Annotated in this window: 16 protein-coding genes and 1 pseudogene; 8 read left to right on the top strand and 9 right to left on the bottom strand. The window is 72.7% G+C overall.

Features of this window, described 5'->3' with window-relative positions; genetic code table 11:
* Positions 1-150 precede the first annotated feature (150 nt).
* The 6 genes from IM697_RS26355 to IM697_RS26380 form a co-directional block, all read right to left on the bottom strand.
* A complete protein-coding gene (locus tag IM697_RS26355; RefSeq protein WP_194038590.1) occupies positions 151-2,532 on the bottom strand; it encodes a phosphoketolase family protein in 2,382 nt (793 codons plus the stop codon).
* Positions 2,533-2,574: 42 nt separating this feature from the next.
* Positions 2,575-3,447 (bottom strand): universal stress protein, encoded by an 873-nt coding sequence (locus IM697_RS26360; RefSeq protein WP_194049873.1) that lies wholly within the window; start codon positions 3,445-3,447, stop codon positions 2,575-2,577.
* Between the two features lie 5 nt (positions 3,448-3,452).
* The gene (locus tag IM697_RS26365) at positions 3,453-4,475 is read right to left on the bottom strand and encodes a zinc-dependent alcohol dehydrogenase (protein WP_194038591.1); all 1,023 of its coding nucleotides are present in this window, start codon (positions 4,473-4,475) and stop codon (positions 3,453-3,455) included.
* Between the two features lie 25 nt (positions 4,476-4,500).
* On the bottom strand, positions 4,501-5,406 hold the full coding sequence (locus IM697_RS26370) for a universal stress protein (protein WP_194038592.1): 906 nt from the start codon (positions 5,404-5,406) through the stop codon (positions 4,501-4,503).
* 109 nt (positions 5,407-5,515) lie between these two features.
* Positions 5,516-6,145, bottom strand: coding sequence for a DoxX family membrane protein (locus IM697_RS26375; protein WP_194038593.1), 630 nt, complete (start codon positions 6,143-6,145; stop codon positions 5,516-5,518).
* A 141-nt stretch (positions 6,146-6,286) separates the two neighbouring features.
* On the bottom strand, positions 6,287-7,210 hold the full coding sequence (locus IM697_RS26380) for an amino acid kinase family protein (RefSeq protein WP_194038594.1): 924 nt from the start codon (positions 7,208-7,210) through the stop codon (positions 6,287-6,289).
* Positions 7,211-7,427: 217 nt separating this feature from the next.
* Here IM697_RS26380 and IM697_RS26385 point away from each other — a divergent pair, with 217 nt between their 5' ends.
* From IM697_RS26385 to IM697_RS26395, 3 genes are all read left to right on the top strand, one after another.
* Positions 7,428-7,892, top strand: a complete 465-nt coding sequence (locus IM697_RS26385) for a Crp/Fnr family transcriptional regulator (protein WP_194038595.1) — start codon at positions 7,428-7,430, stop codon at positions 7,890-7,892.
* Positions 7,893-7,910: 18 nt separating this feature from the next.
* Entirely contained in the window at positions 7,911-8,570 is a 660-nt protein-coding gene (locus tag IM697_RS26390) for a CBS domain-containing protein (RefSeq protein ID WP_194038596.1), read from the top strand.
* 106 nt (positions 8,571-8,676) lie between these two features.
* Positions 8,677-9,378 (top strand): response regulator, encoded by a 702-nt coding sequence (locus tag IM697_RS26395; RefSeq protein WP_194038597.1) that lies wholly within the window; start codon positions 8,677-8,679, stop codon positions 9,376-9,378.
* A gap of 23 nt (positions 9,379-9,401) precedes the next feature.
* Here the strand turns inward: IM697_RS26395 and IM697_RS26400 are convergent.
* Both IM697_RS26400 and IM697_RS26405 read right to left on the bottom strand, forming a co-directional pair.
* Positions 9,402-10,270, bottom strand: a pseudogene (locus IM697_RS26400) (alpha/beta hydrolase); the annotation flags it as partial.
* Positions 10,271-10,544: 274 nt separating this feature from the next.
* Positions 10,545-13,235 carry a cation-translocating P-type ATPase gene (locus tag IM697_RS26405; RefSeq protein WP_265582670.1) on the bottom strand — a complete coding sequence of 897 codons (2,691 nt, stop codon included), beginning with the start codon at positions 13,233-13,235 and terminating at the stop codon, positions 10,545-10,547.
* Positions 13,236-13,592: 357 nt separating this feature from the next.
* Between IM697_RS26405 and IM697_RS26410 the strand changes: the two genes are divergently transcribed.
* The 5 genes from IM697_RS26410 (at position 13,593) to IM697_RS45555 (ending at position 18,142) form a co-directional block, all read left to right on the top strand.
* Positions 13,593-14,459, top strand: a complete 867-nt coding sequence (locus tag IM697_RS26410) for a universal stress protein (protein WP_194038598.1) — start codon at positions 13,593-13,595, stop codon at positions 14,457-14,459.
* A gap of 87 nt (positions 14,460-14,546) precedes the next feature.
* Complete coding sequence (locus tag IM697_RS26415) at positions 14,547-16,823, top strand: heavy metal translocating P-type ATPase (protein WP_194049875.1); 2,277 nt, start codon at positions 14,547-14,549, stop codon at positions 16,821-16,823.
* Positions 16,824-16,833: 10 nt separating this feature from the next.
* On the top strand, positions 16,834-17,262 hold the full coding sequence (locus tag IM697_RS26420; protein WP_194038599.1) for a hypothetical protein: 429 nt from the start codon (positions 16,834-16,836) through the stop codon (positions 17,260-17,262).
* Complete coding sequence (locus IM697_RS26425) at positions 17,259-17,750, top strand: hypothetical protein (RefSeq protein ID WP_194038600.1); 492 nt, start codon at positions 17,259-17,261, stop codon at positions 17,748-17,750. Before IM697_RS26420 ends, IM697_RS26425 begins: the two co-directional genes overlap by 4 nt.
* A 266-nt stretch (positions 17,751-18,016) precedes the next feature.
* A complete protein-coding gene (locus tag IM697_RS45555) occupies positions 18,017-18,142 on the top strand; it encodes a hypothetical protein (RefSeq protein WP_265582671.1) in 126 nt (41 codons plus the stop codon).
* 126 nt (positions 18,143-18,268) lie between these two features.
* Here the strand turns inward: IM697_RS45555 and IM697_RS26430 are convergent, their stop codons facing one another.
* The gene (locus tag IM697_RS26430; protein WP_194038601.1) at positions 18,269-20,638 is read right to left on the bottom strand and encodes a glycoside hydrolase family 65 protein; all 2,370 of its coding nucleotides are present in this window, start codon (positions 20,636-20,638) and stop codon (positions 18,269-18,271) included.
* Between the last annotated feature and the right edge of the window lie 10 nt (positions 20,639-20,648).

The raw sequence follows: 20,648 nt of genomic DNA on the forward strand, positions 1-20,648 counted from the left end.
CTCGGTAATCCTCTGGGTTTTCCCCGGCACTTAGAGCGTCCAGCGGAACGGGCGGTGGCCCCATGGGCTGTCCGGGCGGTGTGGGTGGGCCGGTCGGCCCTCTGTGCGGGGCCGGGCAGCGGGCGGCCGGGCCCACCCTCGAGGACCTGGTCAGGCGTTCCAGGTCCAGTCGGCGACCTCGGGCAGGTCGGTGCCGTGCTCCCGGATCCAGGCGTGGTGGCGGGTGCGGGCATCGGCCATCTGCTGGCGTACGGCGGCGGCGCGCACCGCGAGGCCGGGGACGCGGTCGATGACGTCCATGACCAGGCGGTAGCGGTCGAGGTCGTTGCGGACGACCATGTCGAACGGCGTGGTCGTGGTGCCGGACTCCTTGTAGCCGCGCACATGCAGGTGCGGGTGACCGGTGCGACGGTAGGCGAGGCGGTGGATCAGCCACGGATAGCCGTGGTAGGCGAAGATCACCGGCTTGTCCTTCGTGAACAGGCCGTCGTACTCGAAGTCCGTCATGCCGTGCGGATGTTCCTCGCGCGGCAGCAGCCGGGTCATGTCGACGACGTTCACCACGCGCACGGCCAGGCCGGGCAGATGGCGGCGGAGCAACTGGGCGGCCGCCAGGACCTCCTGGGTGGGCACGTCGCCCGCGCAGGCGAGCACGACGTCGGGCTCGCCGCCGTTCTCCGTGCCGGCCCAGTCCCAGATGCCGGCTCCGCGTGCGCAGTGGGCGCGGGCGGCGTCCATGGACAGCCAGTCGAAGCAGGGCTGCTTGCCGGCGACGATCACGTTGACGTAGTCGCGGCTGCGCAGCGCGTGGTCGGCGACGGACAGGAGTGTGTTGGCGTCCGGCGGCAGGTAGACCCGGACGACCTCGGGGCTCTTGTTGAGGACGTGGTCGACGAAGCCGGGGTCCTGGTGGGAGAAGCCGTTGTGGTCCTGCCGCCACACATGTGAGGTCAGCAGGTAGTTCAGGGAGGCGATGGGCGCGCGCCACGGCAGCCCCCTGGACGTCTTCAGCCACTTGATGTGCTGGTTGACCATGGAGTCGACGATGTGCACGAACGCCTCGTAGCAGGAGAACAGTCCGTGCCGGCCGGTGAGGAGGTAGCCCTCCAGCCAGCCCTGGCAGGTGTGTTCGGAGAGGATCTCCAGCACCCGGCCGTGCCGGTCGAGGTGCTCGTCGACCGGCAGTGTTCCGGCCTGCCAGGCCTTTCCGCTGGCGTCGAAGACGGCCTGGAGCCGGTTGGAGGCGGTCTCGTCCGGGCCGACGACCCGGAAGTCCCGGCGCACGCGGGTGTCCTTCATGACCTGTTCCAGCAGGTCTCCGAGGATCCGGGTCGGCTCGTGCAGCGTCGTGCCCGGCTTGTCGACCGGTACGGCGAAGGAGTCAAGGGACCGCACGGGCAGGTCGCGCATGAGCAGACCGCCGTTGGCGCGCGGGGTGGCGCCCAGGCGGCGGGCGCCTTCGGGAACGCAGGCGAGGACGTCGGCGACGGGTGTGCCGTCCGGGTGGAACAGTTCCTCGGGCCGGTACGAGCGCAGCCATGCCTCCAGCTGGCGCAGGTGGTCCGGGTTCTCCCGGACGCCGGCCAGCGGGACCTGGTGGGCGCGCCAGGTTCCCTCCACCGGTACGCCGTCGACCTCGGCGGGACCGGTCCAGCCCTTCGGCGTGCGCAGCACGATCATCGGCCAGTGCGCGCGCTCGCCGACGCCGTCCTCACGGGCCGTGCGCTGGAGCACTGCGATCCGGTCGAGCGCGTCGTCCAGGGCGCGGGCCAGGGCGCGGTGCACGGTGGCCGGGTCGTCGCCGGTGACATGGAGGGGTTCGTGGCCGTACCCCCGTAGCAGCGCGTCCAGTTCGTGCTCGGGCAGGCGGGACAGCACGGTCGGGTTGGCGATCTTGTAGCCGTTGAGGTGCAGGATCGGCAGGACGGCGCCGTCGTGGACCGGGTCGAGGAACTTGTTGGAGTGCCAGGAGGCGGCCAGCGGACCGGTCTCCGCCTCGCCGTCACCGATGACGCAGGCGACGACCAGGTCCGGGTTGTCGAAGGCGGCGCCGTAGGCGTGGGAGAGCGAGTAGCCGAGCTCGCCGCCCTCGTGGATGGAGCCCGGGACCTCCGGCGCCACGTGGCTGGGCACACCGCCCGGGAACGAGAACTGCCGGAACAGCCGCTCCATCCCCTGCGCGTCGCGCGACACGTCCGGGTAGGTCTCGCTGTAGCTGCCGTCCAGCCAGGAGCCGGCCAGCACGGACGGCCCGCCGTGGCCCGGGCCCCACACGCACAGGGCGTCGAGCCCGCGCGCCTTGATGACGCGGTTGAGGTGGGTGTACACGAGGTTCAGGCCCGGCGAGGTGCCCCAGTGACCCAGCAGTCGCGGCTTGATGTGCTCCGGCGCGAGAGGCTCGGTCAGCAGCGGGTTCGCCATCAGGTAGATCTGTCCGGCGGCGAGGTAGTTGGCGGCCCGCCAGTGGGCGTCGAGCCGGTGCAGTTCGTCGTCGGTCAGTTCGGTGCCGGGCTGGTGTTCCAGCTCTGACATGGGGTGACTCCGTAGGTCATCGGGGTTGGTTGTGGGCTGCGCTCAGGCCGGCTGCGGTACGACGGCGACCGGGCAGGCCGAGTAGTGCAGGGCCGTGTGGGCGACACGGCCGAGCTGGAGCCCGAGGTGGCCGGCGCGGCGCTTGGCACCGACGATCAGGAGGTCGGCGCTGTGCGAGGCGTCCATCAGCACGCGGCGGGGGTGCCCTTCGACGGTCCGGCGGTGCACCTCCACATCCGGCGGGGCGTCCCGCAGGGCCTTGGCCAGGGTCTCCTCGGCGTCCCGCTCGTGCAGCTTGGCGGGTGCGCCGGCGAGCAGCGGGTGATCGGTGGTCTCGTGCGCGGGGCAGCGCCAGGCGCGTATCGCCTCCAGGGGGACGCCGCGGCGCCGGGCCTCTTCGTAGGCGAAGCGCACGGCCGTCGAGTCCTCGGCGGACTCGCCGACGCCCACCACGATCCGTCCGTGCACCGGTGGCGTCGCCTGGTTGTCGTGGCTGCCGCGGAGCACGACCACGGGGCAGTGGGCGTATGCGGCGACCGTCAGACCGACGGAGCCGAGCAGCGCCTCGGCGAGAGAGCTGCGGCCGCGGCTGCCGACGACCAGCGCGCAGGCGTTGCGGCTCTCACGCACCAGGGCGTACTCGGGCTCCTCGAACAGCACGTCGGAGGTCACCTTCAGATCCGGGTGCCGGTCGTGTGCCCGTCGGGCGGCGGCGCCGGTGATCTCCTGGGGCAGCCGCCGCGCCGAGGGCTTTCCGATGTCCTTGGCCAGCGCGGCGCCCTCGTACTGCGACCACAGGCAGGCGTACACGACACTGAGCGGTACGCCGCGCAGTGCGGCCTCGTCGGACGCCCAGTCGACGGCGCGCAGGCTGGGTTCCGAGCCGTCGACACCGACGACGATCGGCAGGTCCATCGCACTCACCGGTCCGTCCCGAGGTCGAACACGATCCGGGCCTTGACCTGGCCGCGCAGCACCTCGTCGATCGACTCGTTGACGGAGGCGAGCGGGCGGGTCTCGCAGATGACCTTCGTACGGCCGGCCGCGTGCAGCTGGAAGACCTCGGCGAGGTCCTGCCGGGTGCCGACGATCGAGCCGATCACGCTCGTCCCGTTCAGGACGGTGTCGAAGATCGGGACCTGGACGGTGCCGTGCGCGGGCAGGGCGACCATGACGAGCTTGCCGCCGCGCCGCAGCCCGGAGTTGACCGCCGTGAAGGCGCCCTCGTTCACGGCGAGGGCGATGGCCGCGTGTGCGCCGCCGTGCCGCTTCAGCGCTTCGCCGACGTCCTGCTTGCGGGCGTCGATGACGAGGTCGGCGCCCAGTTCGGCGGCGAGTTCGAGCTTGTCGTCGGTGACGTCGATCGCGGCGACGGTCGCTCCGGCGATCTTGGCGTACTGCACGGCCAGGTGACCGAGTCCGCCGACGCCGGAGATCGCGACGAGCTGGGCGGGCCGTACGTCGGCGACCTTGAGCGCCTTGTACGTGGTCACGCCGGCGCAGGTCAGCGGGGCGGCGTCGACGGCGGTGACGCCGTCCGGCACCGGCTGCGCGAAGTCGGCCCAGGCGAGCATCTTCTCCGCGTAGCCGCCGTCGCAGCCGTAGCCGGTGTTGATCTGCTGCTCGCACAGCGTCTCCCAGCCGGACAGGCAGTGCTCGCACCGCCCGCAGGCCTTGCCCAGCCACGGCACGGCGACCCGCTGGCCGACGGCGAGGTGGGCGACGCCGTCGCCGAGCTTCTCGACGAGTCCGACGCCCTCGTGTCCGGGGACGAAGGGCGGGTTGGGCCTGACCGGCCAGTCGCCGTGGGCGGCGTGGATGTCGGTGTGGCACAGCCCGGAGGCCTCGACCCGGATGCGGACCTGGCCGGGGCCGGGTTCGGGGTCGGGGCGTTCCTCGATGACCAGGGGCTCGCCGAAGGCTCGTACGACCGCTGCCTTCATGGGGTCAACTCCTCGGGGATCGGTGTCAGTTGTGGGCGACGACCGCTACGGGGGCGGCGGCGTGGTGCAGGACGGCGTGGGTGATCGGGCCGATGTGCGCGCCGAACGGGCTACGGCGGACACGGCGGCCGACGACGACCAGGGAGGCCTCGCTGGAGGCGTCCACCAGGTGGGCGCCGGGGCTTCCGGACGGGGACTCCTCGGTGACTTCCACGTTCGGGTACTTCTGGCGCCAGGGGCGCAGTGTTTCCGTCAGGATGGCGGCCTTCTGCCGGGTGAGTTCGTCGTGGAACCGGACGTCGCCGGACAGGCCGTAGACGTAGTACGGCGGCAGGTTCCAGCCGTGCAGCACCCGCAGGCCGGTCTCGCGGCGGGCGGCCGCCTCGAAGGCGAACTCGATCACCGAGTCGTCGGGGCTCTCGGCGTCGAGGCCCAGCAGGACGGGCCGGTAGCCGGTGGCGGCCGAGGGGATGCCCGCCGCGTCCGGTTCGTGCTCGTCGGCCGCCTGCTCCCCGGCGCGGACCAGGACGACGGGCCGGGTGGAGTGCGCCACGACGGAGAGGCCGACGGAGCCGACCATGAAACCGCCGAAACCGCTCAGTCCGCGGGAGCCGAGGGCCAGCAGTTCCGCGTCCTCGGCGGCCTTGACCAGGGTCTCGGCGTAGCCGCCGGTGAGCTGCTCGGTGGTCACCTCGAGGCCGGGGTGGCGCAGCTTGATCCCCTGGGCGGCCTCGCGCGGGATGCGCTCGGTCCAGTGCAGCTGGGTCTCGGTGCCGAGCAGCGGGGCCTGGGCCATGGGTTCCGGGACGGGCTCCCAGACATGGACGATCTTCAACGGCAGGCCGCGCAGCTTCGCCTCGCGGGCCGCCCATTCGGCGGCGGCCCGGCTCTCGGACGAGCCGTCGAGACCTACTACAACGGTTCGGACCATGATTCTGCCTCCTGATCAGGGATCTGTGTCCAGCGTCGGTCGTGCGGGTGCGCTCGTGGAGGGGCCGCTGGTCCCCGGCCGGGACCGACCGGCCCAACGGCCCCTCGATTCACCGCAGCCAGGGGTTGCGGCTGACGAGCGGCAGGCGTGCCCACACCCTGCCGAGTCCCCAGACCGCTCCGGCTCCCACAGCCGCGAGGGCGATCAGGACGACGGCGTAGACGACGTGGTACTCGGCGAACGGGTTGGTCGACATGCTCGGCGAGCCGTCGGAGAGGTGCTTGGCCGGCGGCCACTCGGCGATCCACATCAGCGCCATCATCAACGTGCCCGCGACGGCGGCCAGCCGCAGCCCGATGCCCAGGACCAGCGCCAGGCCGATGCCGAGCAGGCCCAGCATGAACAGCCAGTCCGCCCAGCCGGCCCCGGCCCAGTCGTGGAACGTGGACTCCATCGGCCCGGCCGCGACACCGCTGAGGAAGCCCTTGGTGGGCGAGCCGCCGTCGATCCAGCCGCTGCCGGACCGGGTGGCGTAGCCGAGGCCGAAGGCCTTGTCCAGGAACGCCCACAGGAAGACGAACCCGGTCAGCAGGCGCAGGGACGCGAACGCGTAGCCGGCCGCGGTGGTGGTTGCGGCGGCCTCCCGCACGCTGCCGTCGGCGGCCGAGGCGGGTCGGGGCCTGCGGAACGACGGCAGGTGGAGACCGGAACGCCGGTGAGGGTGCTCGTGCACGGCCATGATGGTGTTCCTTTCGGAGCGGATTCCTTGTTGACGCCGTCCACTTTCGTGGCGCGGACATGCCTTGCCCCGATGCCGAAAGTCCGCGTTCGTTGGGCTGAACGGCCCCAACCCCGGGCCCTGTCGGGCCGCCGGTCGCCGTCAGGTGACGAACAGGTCGGGGCGCACGAGGGTGCCGGAGCGGCCGTGCACGATCTCGTACGCCGCGTCCAGGGCCCCGATCGCGGCCAGTCGGCCGGTGTTCTCCACGAACCTGGCGGCGGCCTCGGCCTTGGGGCCCATCGACTCCTGCGGGAAGTGGGCGTCGCGCAGTTCGGCGGGCGTGGCATCGAGCACGGGTCGCTGATCCGGGGTGCCATAGCCGGCGTAGACGTTCGGGACGTCGGTGAGGACGAGCAGGAAGTCGGCCTTCAGGTCCTCGGCCAGCCGGGCGGCGGCGAGGTCCTTGTCCACGACCGCCTCCACCGCGTGCGGCGCCCCGGTCGCCCGGTCGCAGACCTCGGGGACGCCGCCCCCGCCCGCGCACACCACGACGGTCCCCGTCTCCAGGAGCAGCCGGACCGTGTCGGCCTCCGGGATCCGCTCGGGCGAGAGCGCGGGGACCACACGCCGCCGGCCGTGGCGGTACTCGGCCATGGACCAGCCGTACTTCGCCGCCAGGAACCGGGCCGCCCGCTCCGGGTAGACGCGGCCGACGAACTCGGTGGGGTGCTCGAAGGCGGGGTCGTCGCCCCGTACCCGGGTGTGCGTGACGAGCGCGACGACCCGGCGTCCGGGCAGCACTCCGCGCAGGGCGCGCACCAGGAGGGTGCCGATCAGGCCCTGGGTCTGGGCGCCGAGCAGATCCACCGGGCAGGGGGCGTTGCGGGCGGGGTCGGCCGTGCTCTGGGCGGCGAGGAGGTCGAGCTGTGGCGCGTTGCCGTGCGTGATGACGAGTTCGTGCTCGTGGGCGAGCGCGGCGAGCGCGGTGGCGACACGGACGGTGTTGGCGCGCTGGACGTCCGCGTCGGGGCGTTCTCCACGGCGCAGCAGGGCGTTGCCGCCGAGGGCGACGACGATGCGCATGGTCTTCGCCTCTCCCCTCGCCTCGTTTCGTCGAGACAGTGCCGAGCGGCGCTCTTCCCCTCATTCAACGGCCGGACCGCGCGGTCGCGCACCGTGCCGAAGGGCCTCCGGGAGCCGCCGGGTGGCCCGGGGCAGGGGCCGGGTGGCCCATGGCTGCGGCGGCCGGACGTGCCGACGCTGGAGGTGGTAGCTCCGCACGCCCGACCTGGAGGCACCCATGAACGCACCGGCAACGACCAGCATGCCTCGGGCACTGTCCGCCGAGCACCGGGAACGGCTGCTGCGGATCGCGCGTGAGGTGTCCTTCCCGCAGGGCGCCCGGCTCTTCGAAGAGGGCGGGCGGGCGGACCGGTTCTGGATCATCCGGACCGGCACCGTCGACCTCGACATGCGTGTGCCCGGCCGCCAGCCCGCCGTCATCGACTCGCTCGGCCACAACGAACTCGTCGGCTGGTCCTGGCTGTACTCGCCGCACAGCTGGCACCTGGGCGCGGAGGCGGCCTCGCCGCTGCGGGCGTACGAGTTCGACGCCGCCGCCGTGCGCGAGCTGTGCGAGACCGATCCCGAGTTCGGCGGGAGCATCGCCCGCTGGGTCGGTGAGGTCGTGGCCCACCGGTTGCAGGCGGCGCGGGTCCGGCTGCTGGACCTGTACGCCCCGTACGGCAGCGGAAGCCCGCGCTGAGGAGTTGGAGGAGCCATCGTGCCCGGATCCCCGCACATCGTGCGTGATGTGATGACCCGCGACGTCGCCACCGTCGGCCGCGACGCCGCGTTCAAGGATGTCGTGCGGACGCTGCAGGACCGCGAGGTCAGCGCCGTGCCCGTGGTGGACGGCCGGGGGCGGGTCCTCGGTGTCGTCTCCGAGGCCGATCTGCTGCCCAAGGAGGAGTTCCGCGACAGCGACCCCGACCGGTACACGCAACTGCGCCGGCTGTCCGACCTCAGGAAGGCCGGTTCGCTGACCGCGGGCGAGCTGATGACCTCTCCCGCGATGACCGTCACGGCCGACGCCACGCTCGCGCAGGCCGCCCGGACCATGGCACGGGCCAGGGTCAAGCGGCTGCCGGTGGTGGCCGTGGACGGCCGTGTGGAGGGCATCGTCAGCCGGGCCGACCTGCTGAAGGTGTTCCTGCGGGACGACGAGGAGATCGCGGAGGAGGTGCGCCGCGAGGTCATGGCCTACCTCTTCCCGCCGCCGGCCTCGGCGGCCCGGATCGCGGTCGACGACGGGGTCGTGACGGTGAGCGGCCGGATCCGTGACACATCGCTGGTGCCGGTGGCCGCCCGGCTGATCCGGGCGGTGGAGGGGGTCGTGGACGTCACGTTCGAACTGGACGGGTGGGACGGTTCCACGGCCTGATGCGCCGAGTGGGGCCGATCGGCCCTGGTGCCCACGCTCCTGACGGGTGATGATCGTGGTCGAGGGCGGCCGCCGTCCGCCACCATCCGGGGAACGAGGGGTCGACATGACCGAAGCGCACCGCTTCACGGCACAGGAGCCGATCCGGGTCTTTCTGCTGGACGATCACGAGGTCGTCCGGCGCGGACTGTCCGACCTCCTGGACGCCGAGCCGGACATCTCCGTCGTCGGCGACGCGGCGAACGTGGAGCACGCCCTCGTCCGGGCCCCGGCGGTGCGACCGCACGTGGCCGTGCTGGACGTACGCCTCCCGGACGGCGACGGCATCACCGTCTGCCGCGAGCTGCGCAGCCGGATGCCGGAGCTGGCCGTGCTGATGCTCACCTCGTTCGACGACGAGGACGCCCTGCTCGACGCGATCATGGCCGGGGCGTCCGGCTATGTGCTGAAGCAGATCAAGGGGTCCGACCTGGTGTCGGCGGTACGCACGGTCGCCTCGGGCCAGTCCATGCTCGACCCCGCGACCACGGCCCGCCTGATGCGCTCCCTGCGCACCGAGCCCGCCGCGGCCCCCGCCGAGGCGCCGGAACTGGCCGGGCTGTCCCCGCGCGAGCGGGAGATCCTCGCGCTGATCGGGGACGGTCTCACCAACCGCGAGATCGGCAGCAGGCTCTACCTGTCGGAGAAGACCGTCAAGAACCACATCTCCCGGCTGCTGGCCAAGCTGGGCGTCCAGCGGCGCGTCCAGGCCGCCGTACTCGCCACCCACCTGGAGCGGCCGGAGGCCGGTGACCGCGCGATCCAATAGGCCGACAGGGCCTGGATGCCGGGCAGGACCCGGGCGAGCCAGTCGGTACGGGTGCGGCCGGGCCGTGGCGGAGATGCGTGCCCGCGGGTACAGCGCGTCGAACCCGTGGAAGCCGCCTGCCCACACGTGGAGTTCGGCCTGGCCGCCCGCCGCCCGGATACGGCTCGCGTAGTCGGTGTCCTCGTCGCGGAAGACTTCGGCGGAGCCGGTGTCGACGTAGGTGGCCGGCAGGACCGAGAGGTCGTCTCCGAGGACGGCCCGCCATCCGAACTCGTTCATCTCGCCGGTCCAGACGCCGGGCGCGCCGGAGTACTGGCGGCCGGACAGGGTGCAGTCGCGGTGGTCGAGCATCGGGCAGATCAGCATCTGCGCCGCGATCGCCGGGGTGCCGAGGTCGCGGGCCAGCAGGGCTCCCGCGACGACGATGCGGGCGGGGTCGACGCCGAGTTCGGCGGTGTGTTCGGCGACCAGGAGCAGTCCCCGGTAGCAGTCGTCGACCAGGGTGGTGCCGGTGGCCTCGGGGGGCGAGCCGGTAGTCCACGCAGACCACGACCGCACCGAACGCGTCGAGCCACTCCAGCGGGATGTCGATCTGCGAGAAGCGGTCGCCCATGACCATCCCGCCGCCGTGGATCCAGTAGACGCAGGGTGCGGCGGCGGTGCGTTCCCCGTCCGCCGGGCTGAAGACCGACAAGGGGATCGGGGCACCGTCGCCGGCGGGCACGGTGATCTCACGCCGGTCGACCCGCCCGTGGGCGAGGAGGGAGTCGATGGGGGTCGACGGCATCCGGCGCAGTCGCGTGAGAACCTCCGCGTCGAGCCGGGACATGAGGGGCATGTCGGCGAGCAGCTCCCGCAGTTCGGGGTCCAGGGCGGGCCGGGTCGCGGTCATGGTCGTTGCCTTTCGGGGGTGGTCGGGCGAGGCGGTGGGCCGAAATCCGCTCCGGGGGCTCAGAAGGCGGACTTGCCGTGGACCGGGACGTAGTCGGTGTACTCGGGCTCCTTGGCCAGTAGGTCCAGCAGCCGGTCGCCCACCCCCGGCTTCGCGCTCACGGGCCAGTACCTGTTCACCAAGGAGAGCGATGTCGCCGAGACGGTGTGGCGGGCCGTGCACGACACCACCGGCCGGCTGACGCGAGGCGGGCGCCGCACCGCCACGTAGGCGCCTACCTCCCCAGCAGCCGTCGCCCCGCGCGCGCCGCGAGCTCGACGAGAAGCACCGTGGATGCCGTACCCAGGCACAGCGCCCACTGGCCCGCGTCGAGCGGCACCGTGCCGAACACCGAGCGGGCCCACGGCAGATGGACGGCGAGCACCTGCACCGCCAGCACTGCGGCCAGGCACAGCCACAGCGTCCGGTTGCGGAACTGGTGGCGGCCGAGCAGGGGCCCGTCGTCGGCGCGGACGTTCAGCGAGTTGAACAGCTGGAACAGGACGAACGTGGTGAACGCCATGGTCAGCGCGGTGTCCGTGTCGATCCACGAACGGGCCGCGGCCAGCAGGGCCAGCGTGCCGAGTGCCATGGCCGCGCCAGCCCGGGTGATGGCCAGCAGGCGGCGGGTGTCCAGGATGCGTTCCTCGGGATCGCGCGGAGGGTGGCGCATCACGTCGTCGCGGGCGGGGTCCACGGCCAGGGCCATGGCGGGCGGGCCGTCCATGATGATGTTGATCCACAGCAGCTGGGCCGCGGTCAGCGGGGCCGGCAGGCCGGCCAGGGAGGCGCCCAGCAGGGTCAGGATGGCGCCGACGTTGGTGGCCAGCTGGAAGCGGACGAACTTGACGATGTTGTCGTAGATCGCCCGCCCCTCGCGGACCGCCCGCACGATGGTGGAGAAGTCGTCGTCGGTGAGGACCACGTCGGCGGCTTCCTTGGCCACGTCCGTGCCGGTGCGCCCCATCGCCACGCCGATGTGCGCGGCCCGCAGCGCCGCGGCGTCGTTGACGCCGTCACCGGTCATGGCGACGATGTGGCCGCGGCTCGACAGGGCCCGCACGATCCCGACCTTGTGCTCGGGGGCGACCCGCGCGAACACGCCGATGTCGTCGATGCGCGCGGCGAGTTGTTCCTCCGTCATCCGGTCCAGCTCGGTGCCGGTGACCACCTGGCCGTCGATGTCGAGTTCACGGGCGATGGCCGTCGCCGTGTCGGCATGGTCCCCGGTGATCATCTTCACCGCGACGCCCGCGGACCGGCACTGCGCCATCGCGTCCCGGGCCTGGGGGCGCGGCGGGTCGGCGATCCCGGCGACGGAGACGAGGGTGAGGCCCGGCAGCGCGCTGGGGTCCGGCGGGCCGTCCACGACGGCGGTGGCGGCACCCAGGACGCGCAGTCCCGCGCCGCCGAGACGTGCGGCCACGGCCTCGACCTCGCCGCGGCGCGGGGCGTCGAGGGGTCGTACCCCTTCTTCGGCCTGTACGGCGGTGCACAGGTCCAGCAGCACGTCCACCGCGCCCTTGACGTGGACGCGGGTGCGGCCGTCGGGCTCGGCGTGGAAGGTGGCCATGTACTTGGTCGCGGCGTCGAACGGCAGCTCGCCGGTGCGCGGCAGTTCGGCCCGCAGCCCGTCGGCGTCGAGGCCGGCCTTCGTGGCCAGGACGATCAGCGCGGCCTCCGTCGGGTCGCCGACGAAGCCGTCGTCGGTCAGCCGTGCGTCGTTGCAGAGGGCGAACGGCAGGACCGCGGGCAGGAGTCGATCGGGGTGTCCCTCGCCGCCGCGGACGGCGCCCCGGGTGCCGTAGCCCTCGCCGGTGACGTCGTAGAGCCTGCCGGTGGTCCAAAGGGCTCGTACCGTCATCTCGTTGAGGGTCAGCGTGCCGGTCTTGTCGCTGCACACGACCGTCGCCGAGCCCAGCGACTCCACCGAGGCGAGCCGTTTGACGATGGCCCCGCGGCGTGCCATGCGGTACACGCCCAGCGCGAGGGTCAGCGCCAGGACCGCCGGCAGCCCTTCGGGGATGGCGGCGACGGCCAGGGCCACGGCCCGCAGGGCGATCTCCCCGAGTCTCTCGCCCTGGATCAGGGCGACGAGCGCGTAGGCGACGACCGCGACGCCGCTGAGCAGGGCGAGCCGGCGGCCGAGGCTGTCGAGCTGGATCTGGAGCGGGCTGGGCGGTTCCGCGCCGCTGCGCAGCGCCTCGGCGATCGCGCCGAGTTCGGTGCGCATGCCGGTGGCCGTCACGATCATCTCGGCCCGGCCCCGGGTCACGGCGGTGTTCATGAACAGCATGCTGGTGCGTTCGGCGAGGGGCACCGGTCCGCTCGTCCCCGCCTCGACCGGCGCGGTGCTCTTGGCGACCGGCTGTGACTCGCCGGTCAGGGCCGCCTCCGCGACCTCCACCGACTCCGCGACGGTGAGCCGCCCGTCAGCCGGCACCCGGTCGCCCGCCTCCAGCAGGACGATGTCCCCGGGGACGAGGCTGGCGGCCTCGACCTGCCGCTGCGTGCCGTCGCGACGGACGCGGGCGGTGGGCACCAGCATCCGGCGCAGCGCCTCCAGGCTGCGCTCGGCGCGCCGCTCCTGGAGGTAGCCGAGGACGGCGTTGATCTGGAGGACGACGGTGATCACGACGGCGTCCTTGATGTCGCCGATGGCGCCGGCCACGACGGCGGCGATCAGCAGGATGCCGATGAGCCAGTTGCGGAACTGGTCCAGGAACTTGAGCCATTCGGGCCGCCGGGCCGGTTCGGCCAGCCGGTTCGGCCCCTGGGTCGCGGCGCGCTCGGCGGCCTGCCGCGCGCTCAGTCCCGTCGCCGGGTCGACCCCCAGGCCGGCGGCCACCTCGGCCGGGGCCAGTCGGTGGCTGTCCGCCTCCGGTGCGCGTTCCGGCACGGCCGCTGCCGCCAGTCGTCCGCCCACGGTCACCGCCCTCCCGTCCGGACCTCGCGCACGGTCCCGAGCCGGGAACCGTCCACCCCTACGAGAACCGGGCTTTCCATCGCGCTCCCCTTTCCGAGCAAGGCAGTCGGGCTCCGTACGACGCGGCGGGGCAGCACGGTGTGGCCGGGCCCGGGGGCCCGGCCGACGGCCGTCGCCTCGCTCCTGTGCTCCCAGGCTCGTCTCGCCGACCGATTCCGGGACAGGGCCGACCGGGCCCCGCGCGCACCCCGACCGGCCCTCGTCCGGGGGTCGCCGGGATCCCACTCTGGAAGTGGGGAGGGAGCACACGCGCGGCACTGGGTCACCGGGTGCCGCGCCGACACCGGGAGGTGCGCCATGACCGGACCTGTAGTGGTGGGACTGGACGGATCGCCGGCGAGCGTGACGGCCGCCTGGTGGGCCGCCCGCGAAGCCGCTGACCGGCACCTGCCCGTCGTCCTGCTCCACTCGTGGACCACCCAGCCCTTGGACGTGCCCATCCGTCAGGAGGCACATACCAAGCAGCGCTACGGCCGGGACATCCTGCAGCGGACCGCGGCCGAGCTGCTCCACCGTCACGGTGATCTGACGCTGACCACGGAACTGGTGTCGGCCCCTGCCGCACAGGCCCTGCTGGAGCACGGCACGAGCGCGTCCGTGCTCGTGCTCGGCTCGCGCGGGTACGGCTCCGTGGCGAGTTTCCTGCTGGGCTCCAGCAGCCTGCACGTGCTCGGCCTGACGCCGTGTCCGGCTGTCGCCGTCCGAGCGGACGATCCCGCCGTAGAGACGGGTTGGGACCACCCGGCGGCGGCGAACCGCGACGAGGTCGTCGTCGGGGTGGAGGATCCGGCGACGGCCGCCGAGCCGTTGCTGGAGTTCGCCTTCACCTCGGCCGCCACGCACGGAGCGCGGCTTCGGGCGGTACGGGCGGTGCCCTTGGCCTCGCTCGTCGCCGGTCCCGACGAGGACATCGAGGCCGAGGAGCGGACACGCCTGGCCGACGCTCTGGCACCGTGGCGCGAGAAGTTCCCCGACGTGCCGGTCACCAAGCACGTCGCCACAGGTCCCGCCGCGCAGGTGCTGCTGACGGCCTCGGCCCGCGGCCGGCTGCTGGTGGTGGGACGCAGGCGCCATCCGTCGCTCCTGACGTGGAAGCTCGGGCCGGTCGCGCACGCCGCCCTGCACCACGTGTCGTGCCCCGTCGCCGTCGTCCCGCACGACTGAGCCGACCGGGTGTCCAGGACGAGGACCGCCATGACCCGCTTCCTTCCGCAGAGGCCGCCGCACCAGGTGCTGTCGGCCCTCTCCCGTATGCCGGCCCTGGAGTCGCTGCTGCTGGCCGACACCCTGGTCGCGTTGACGGTCGGGGGCGCCTTCCGGCTGGCGGGCGCCACCGATCTCGCCGACCTGTGCTGGGCCCTGGGCACCATCGTCGCCGTCGGGCCCGCGGTGGGCTGGGTGCTGGGCGCCCTCAGGCGCGGTCAGGCCGGCGTCGACCTGATCGCGGTCCTGGCGCTGGCCGGCACGCTCGCGGTCGGCGAGTACCTGGCGGGATCGCTGATCGCGCTGATGCTCGCCTCGGGCCGCACGCTGGAGGCGGCCGCCCGGCGGCGGGCCTCGCACGATCTGCGCGCCCTGCTGGAGCACGCGCCCCGCACCGCCAGGCGCCGCACCGGCACCGAGGTGCGCATGGTGCCGTTGGGCGAGGTGGCGGTCGGCGATCTCCTCGTCGTCGGGCCCGGCGAAGTCGTCCCCGTCGACGGGATCGTGGTCCGGGACCCGGCCGTGCTCGACGAGTCGGTGCTCACCGGTGAGCCGCTGGCCGTGCGGCGGGCGCCGGGCCGCTCGGTGCGCAGCGGCGCCGTCAACGCGGGCGGTGCCTTCGAGCTGCGTGCGTCGGCGACGGAGCGGGACAGCACGTACGCGGGGATCGTTCGGCTGGCCCGGCAGGCCGGGGCGCAGTCCGCGCCGGTGGTCCGGCTGGCCGACCGGTACGCGGCCTGGTTCCTGCCGCTCACCGTGGCCGTGGCGGGGCTGACCTGGCTGGTCAGCGGATCCGCCGTGCGGGCGGTGGCGGTGCTGGTGGTCGCCACGCCGTGCCCGCTGCTGCTGGCCGCGCCGGTGGCGGTCGTCTCCGGGCTGTCACGGGCCTCGCGCCGCGGGGTGGTGATCCGGGACGGCGGGGCGCTGGAGAACCTCGGCCGGGCCCGCACGCTGCTGCTCGACAAGACGGGGACGCTCACCGGCGGACGCCCGCGGGTGCTGGACGTGATCGCGACGCACGGCTGGCAGCCGTCGCAGGTGCTGCGGCTGGCCGCCTCCCTGGACCAGTACTCGCCGCATGTGCTGGCGCGGGCCCTCGTCGACGAGGCCCGTGAGCGCGGTCTGCGCCTGTCCGTGCCCTCGGACATGTCCGAGGAACCCGGCCGCGGGGCCGTGGGCACCGTCGCCGGACGCCGGATGTGCGTGGGCCGCCTGGACCTGGGGGTCGACAAGCCCACCTGGGCCCGCGCGGCGGACAACCGAGCCGTCCTGGACGGGGCGGCGGTCGTCTGGCTCAGTGTGGACGGCCACCCGGTCGGGGCCGTGCTGCTGCGCGATCCGCTGCGTCACGACGCGCCGCGCACGCTGCGCCGGCTGCGCGCGGCGGGCATCGAACGGCTCGTGATGCTCACCGGCGACCGTGCCGAGCCCGCCCGCGAGGTCGGCGCCGTGCTCGGTCTCGACGAGGTGCGCGCCGGCCTCTCCCCGGCCGACAAGGTCGCCGCGGTGCGCGCCGAACGCGACCGCGCCGTCACCGTGATGGTCGGCGACGGCGTCAATGACGCGCCCGCGCTCGCCGCCGCCGACATCGGAGTGGCGATGGGCGCCCGCGGCTCCACGGCGTCCTCCGAGGCCGCCGACATCGTGCTGACCGCCGACCGGGTGGACCGCCTGGCCGACGCGGTCACCATCGCCGTACGGTCCCGGCGCATCGCGGTGCAGAGCGCGCTCGGCGGGATGGCCCTGTCGCTGGCCGCGATGGCCGCCGCGGCCCTCGGCCTGCTTCCGCCGGCCGCCGGCGCCCTGCTCCAGGAGGGCATCGACGTCGCCGTGATCCTCAACGCGCTGCGCGCGCTGGGCGACGACCGGGCGTCCCGCACGGCGCTCCAGCCGTCCACGGCGGCGCTGATCCACCGCTTCGCGGCCGAGCACGACGACCTCCAGTACGTGCTGGAGACCGTGCGCGGCGCCGCCGACCGGCTCTCGGACGGCCCCGGGCCCGAGGCTCTCGCGGCCGTACGGGAGGTGCACCGCCTCCTAACCGAGCGGCTGTTGCCGCACGAGCACGCCGAGGAGCACGAGCTCTATCCGGCTCTCGCGTCCGCGCTCGGCGGCCCCGAGGCCACGGCGACGATGAGCAGGGCCCACGTCGAGATCGACCGTCTCGCCCACCGCATCGCCACCCACCTGACGCTGGCCGGCCCCGAAGGGCACCTGGCCCCGGAGCAGCTGGACGACCTGCGTGCCTGTCTGTACGGGCTGCACACGGTGCTGCGGCTGCACTTCACGCAAGAAGAAGAGAACTACTTCTCCCTCGCGCAATGAGGTAGCGACGGTGAACGAACCCGTCGATGAGGTCGAGCACCTCGTCCACACGGCGCTCCAACTCGCCCGGCGGGCCGTGGACGCGGGCGACGCGCACGCCGCGATCGTCGTGCCCCGGGGGTTCACCGAGCCGCTGCACGGCGGGGACGCCGAGGCCGTCCGGGTGCTGGACAGAGTCGACTACGGCCTGCAGGCCCAGCTCGCCCGTGCGGTCACCGAGTCCTACGTCACCCAGGTCAACGCCGACCGGCTGTCGGTCGCCACGGCCGTCGCGGCGAGAGCCCCGCCCAGCATGGGCATGTTCTTCGTGCTGTTCACCGTCGGCTTCGGGGCGCGCGGCTGGGACGCCGTCGGGGCACCGCTGCTCGGCATCGCCGTGTTCTGCGTCGTCGTGATCGCCGTGACGGCGCTGCTGCTGCGGCTGAGGAGGACACCATGACCGCTCTCGCCGTGACCCGGGCAACCCTGGCGCGTGTGCTGGGCGACCGCACCGCGCTGTTCTTCATGGTGCTGCTGCCGGTCGCCATCATCGTCGTCATCGGAGTCACCGTGAGCGGCTTCGACCAGTTCCGCGTCGGACTGGTCCCGGCGGCCAAGGCGGGGCCGGTGGCACGGGAGTTGACCACGGACCTCCAGGAGGCGCCCGGGTTGCGCACCCGTACGTACGACGCCACCCACGACGCATGCGCCGCGCTGCCCCGCGCTGGACGCCGTGGTCGTGGTGCCAACGGATCTCGACGCGGACGTGCGGGCCGGGCGGTCCGTCACCGTACGAGTGCTCGTGGAGCCCTCGGGCAGCGCCGGTCACTCGGCGGTGACCTCGGTGTCGGCCGTGGTGGCGGAGCACGCCGCACGCCTGCAGGCCGCCCGCTTCGCCGGCGACGAGGCCGGCGGTTCCTTCGAGGACAACCTCCGCCTCACCCGTAGCGCCGAACGGGCCGCCGCCCCCATCGTTGTCCGCAGCGAGACCGCGGGCGGCGGCCGCCAGAGCGACTTCCTGCCGCTCGGCTACAGCTACAGCACACCGACCATGCTCGTGCTGTTCGTGTTCATCAACGCCCTGGCGGGCGCCGCGGCCATCGTGCAGACCCCGACCTGCTGCTGGCCGTTGTGCAGTCCCTGGTGGGCCCGGCGCTGGGCATCGGCCTGGGCATGCTGGGCGGTTGCATGTGGCCCCTGGCCGTGGTCCCCGAGTGGCTGCGCACCGCGGGGCACGCGGTTCCGCACGCCTGGCGGTCCTCGCCGCCTTCGCCACCGCGCTCCTGGCGGTGGCGGCCCTGTCGCTGCGGCATGGGCTGGTGTCGACGTCCGGCGGCTGAACTGGCATGACTACGTCACGCACCAAGGGTGTGCCGATCGCCTGGAAGGTCGTCCGGGAACCGGCTGCACCACACGCGGCTGATCTCCGACATCAGGACACACACCCGCGAGTTGCGCCCGCCCCATCAGTCCGGCAACTCCAGCAAGGCCGTCTCCCCGGGATCGACGGCGACCGCACGCCCGGGCAGCCGTACGTCGATCGGTGACGCGTCGGAGGACGGTACGGCGATCTCCAGCTTGCCGCGTTCCAGACGCAGTCGGACACCCCAGTGACCCTGGTAGCGCAGGGCGAACCCGTACGAGGACAGCTCCGGCAACGGCACCGGGTCGAGCCACAGCGCCCCACCCCGCGTCTCCAGACCGGTCAGCCCGCGCTGCACGAGGTCGAGGGTGCCGGCCATGGCACCCAGATGGATACCCTCGCCAGTGGTACCGCCCTGCACATCGGCGATGTCTCCCTGCAGCGCCTCCTGCACGAACTTCCACGCCTCGGTACGCCGGCACCGGGCCAGCACCCAGCCGTGGACCAGCCCGCTGAGCGTCGAGCCGTGACTGGTGCGGTGCATGTAGTAGTCGACCGTGCGCCGCCACATCTCGTCATCCAGCCGATAGCCCAACCGGCGGAACAGCTCGCGCAGTTCGGCCGGCGCGAAGAGATAGCCCAGCATCAGCACGTCGGCCTGCTTGGAGGCCTTGTAGTGGTTGACGGAGTCCCCCTCCGCCTCCAGGATCCGATCCAGGCGGCGGATGTCGCCGTAGCGCTGCCAGTACTTCTCCCAAGGGAGTTCGGCAAGTTCGCCGTAACCCTCGAACTGGCTGATGACGCCACGGTGGAAGGGCACATGGAGGGTGCGGGAGACGTCTTCCCATTGTTCGAGTTCCCCTCCGTCGAGTCCGGTGCGTTCGACGAGTTCGCGCCGCCGGGGCTCGGGCAGGGTGCCGAGCAGCTCCAGGGTGCGGACCAGCACCCAGGCCGCGGTGACGTTCGTGTACGCGTTGTCGTCGAGACCCGGCGCCTCGCTGCCCGGGTACGCCTCGTGGTACTCGTCCGGACCCACGACTCCCTTGATGCGGTGCCGGCCCAGGCTCTCGTCGTACACGGCCCGGTCGGCCCAGAACCGGGCGATCTGCAACAGCATCTCGGCGCCCTTGGTGTGCAGGAACTCCATGTCGCCGCTCGCCTCGCAGTACTGCCACACGTTGTAGGCGATCGCCGAGCCCACATGGTGCTGGAGATGGGAGTGGTCGGGCAGCCACCGCCCCGAACGGGGGTTCAGGTGAAGCTGCTGGGTCTCCTCGCGTCCGTCGCTGCCGCTCTGCCACGGATACATCGCACCCCGATGGCCAGCCGAACTGGCCGCGATGCGGGCCTGTTCAAGGCGGCGGTGACGATAGCGGAGCAGAGCGCGGGACACCTCCGGGAAATGCAGATTCAAGTAAGGCAGGACGAACAGCTCGTCCCAGAAGACATGGCCTCGGTAGGCCTCGCCGTGCAGCCCGCGGGCAGGCACGCCGACATCGAGGTCGGCGGTGTGCGGGGAGAGGGTCTGCAGGACATGGAAGAGGTGCAGCCGCAGGATCCGGCCCGACTCGCCGGGCACATCGAGCTCCGCACGACGCCAGAGCTGGTCCCACGCGGTGAGGTGCGACTCGAGAAGGTCGTCGAAGCCCGGGGACCGGCCCACCCGGTCGACGGCTGCGTGCAGCGGGTCGCTGATAGCCGGGTCGCGGGAGGTGTGCAGGGCCACGGTCTTGTCGACGGTGGCGGTGAGGCCGTCCGTCAGGTACAGCCGTGTGTGCTGGGTGGTGCGAGAATCGTCGCTGTCGGCCACGACGGGCATGTCGGCGGTCAGCCGAGCTGCCATGCCGATCCGGATGTCGGAGGTGCGGGTGCGGCAGCGCAGCCACACCGTGTCCGGAGTGGCGGTGCCGGTATGCACATGCGTGAGGTGGTGGCCGTCCAGGTCCCCGTAGCGCGCCACGCCGGCGTTGGTGACTCCGCCGTCCAGGGCCGCCTCCACCTCCAGTTCGCCGGAGAACCCCTCGGCCGTGAACTCGGTGCGTAGGGCGGCCATATGTGGGTCGCCCATATGAACAAGCCGCTGCTGGCGGATGGACAGCACGCGTCCCTCGCCAAGGTCGTAGCGCGTGCGCCGTTCGAGCATGCCCGAGGCCAGGAGCAGATCCAGTCCGTGTGTGAGCACGGGCGTGGTGTCGGGGGTGAGCCACGGCCCGCCGGGGAGGCGGAAGCGCAGCGGCAGCCAGTTGGGAACGTTGACCATGTCCTCGTTCTCCACACGGCGGCCCGCGACATCGGACGTGAGCCGGTTGTAGATGCCGGCCACATACGTCCCCGGATAGTGCACCTCATCGGCAGCACACTCCGGAAGCGCACCCCGAGTGGCGAAGTAGCCGTTGCCCAACGTGCACAGCGACTCCCGCAGCCGCTCGTCAGCCGGTTTGTACCCCTCGTACTCCCAGCTCCAGTCCGTCACGTCGACGCTC

This window comes from Streptomyces ferrugineus (genome assembly GCF_015160855.1).
GTDB lineage: Bacteria > Actinomycetota > Actinomycetes > Streptomycetales > Streptomycetaceae > Streptomyces > Streptomyces ferrugineus.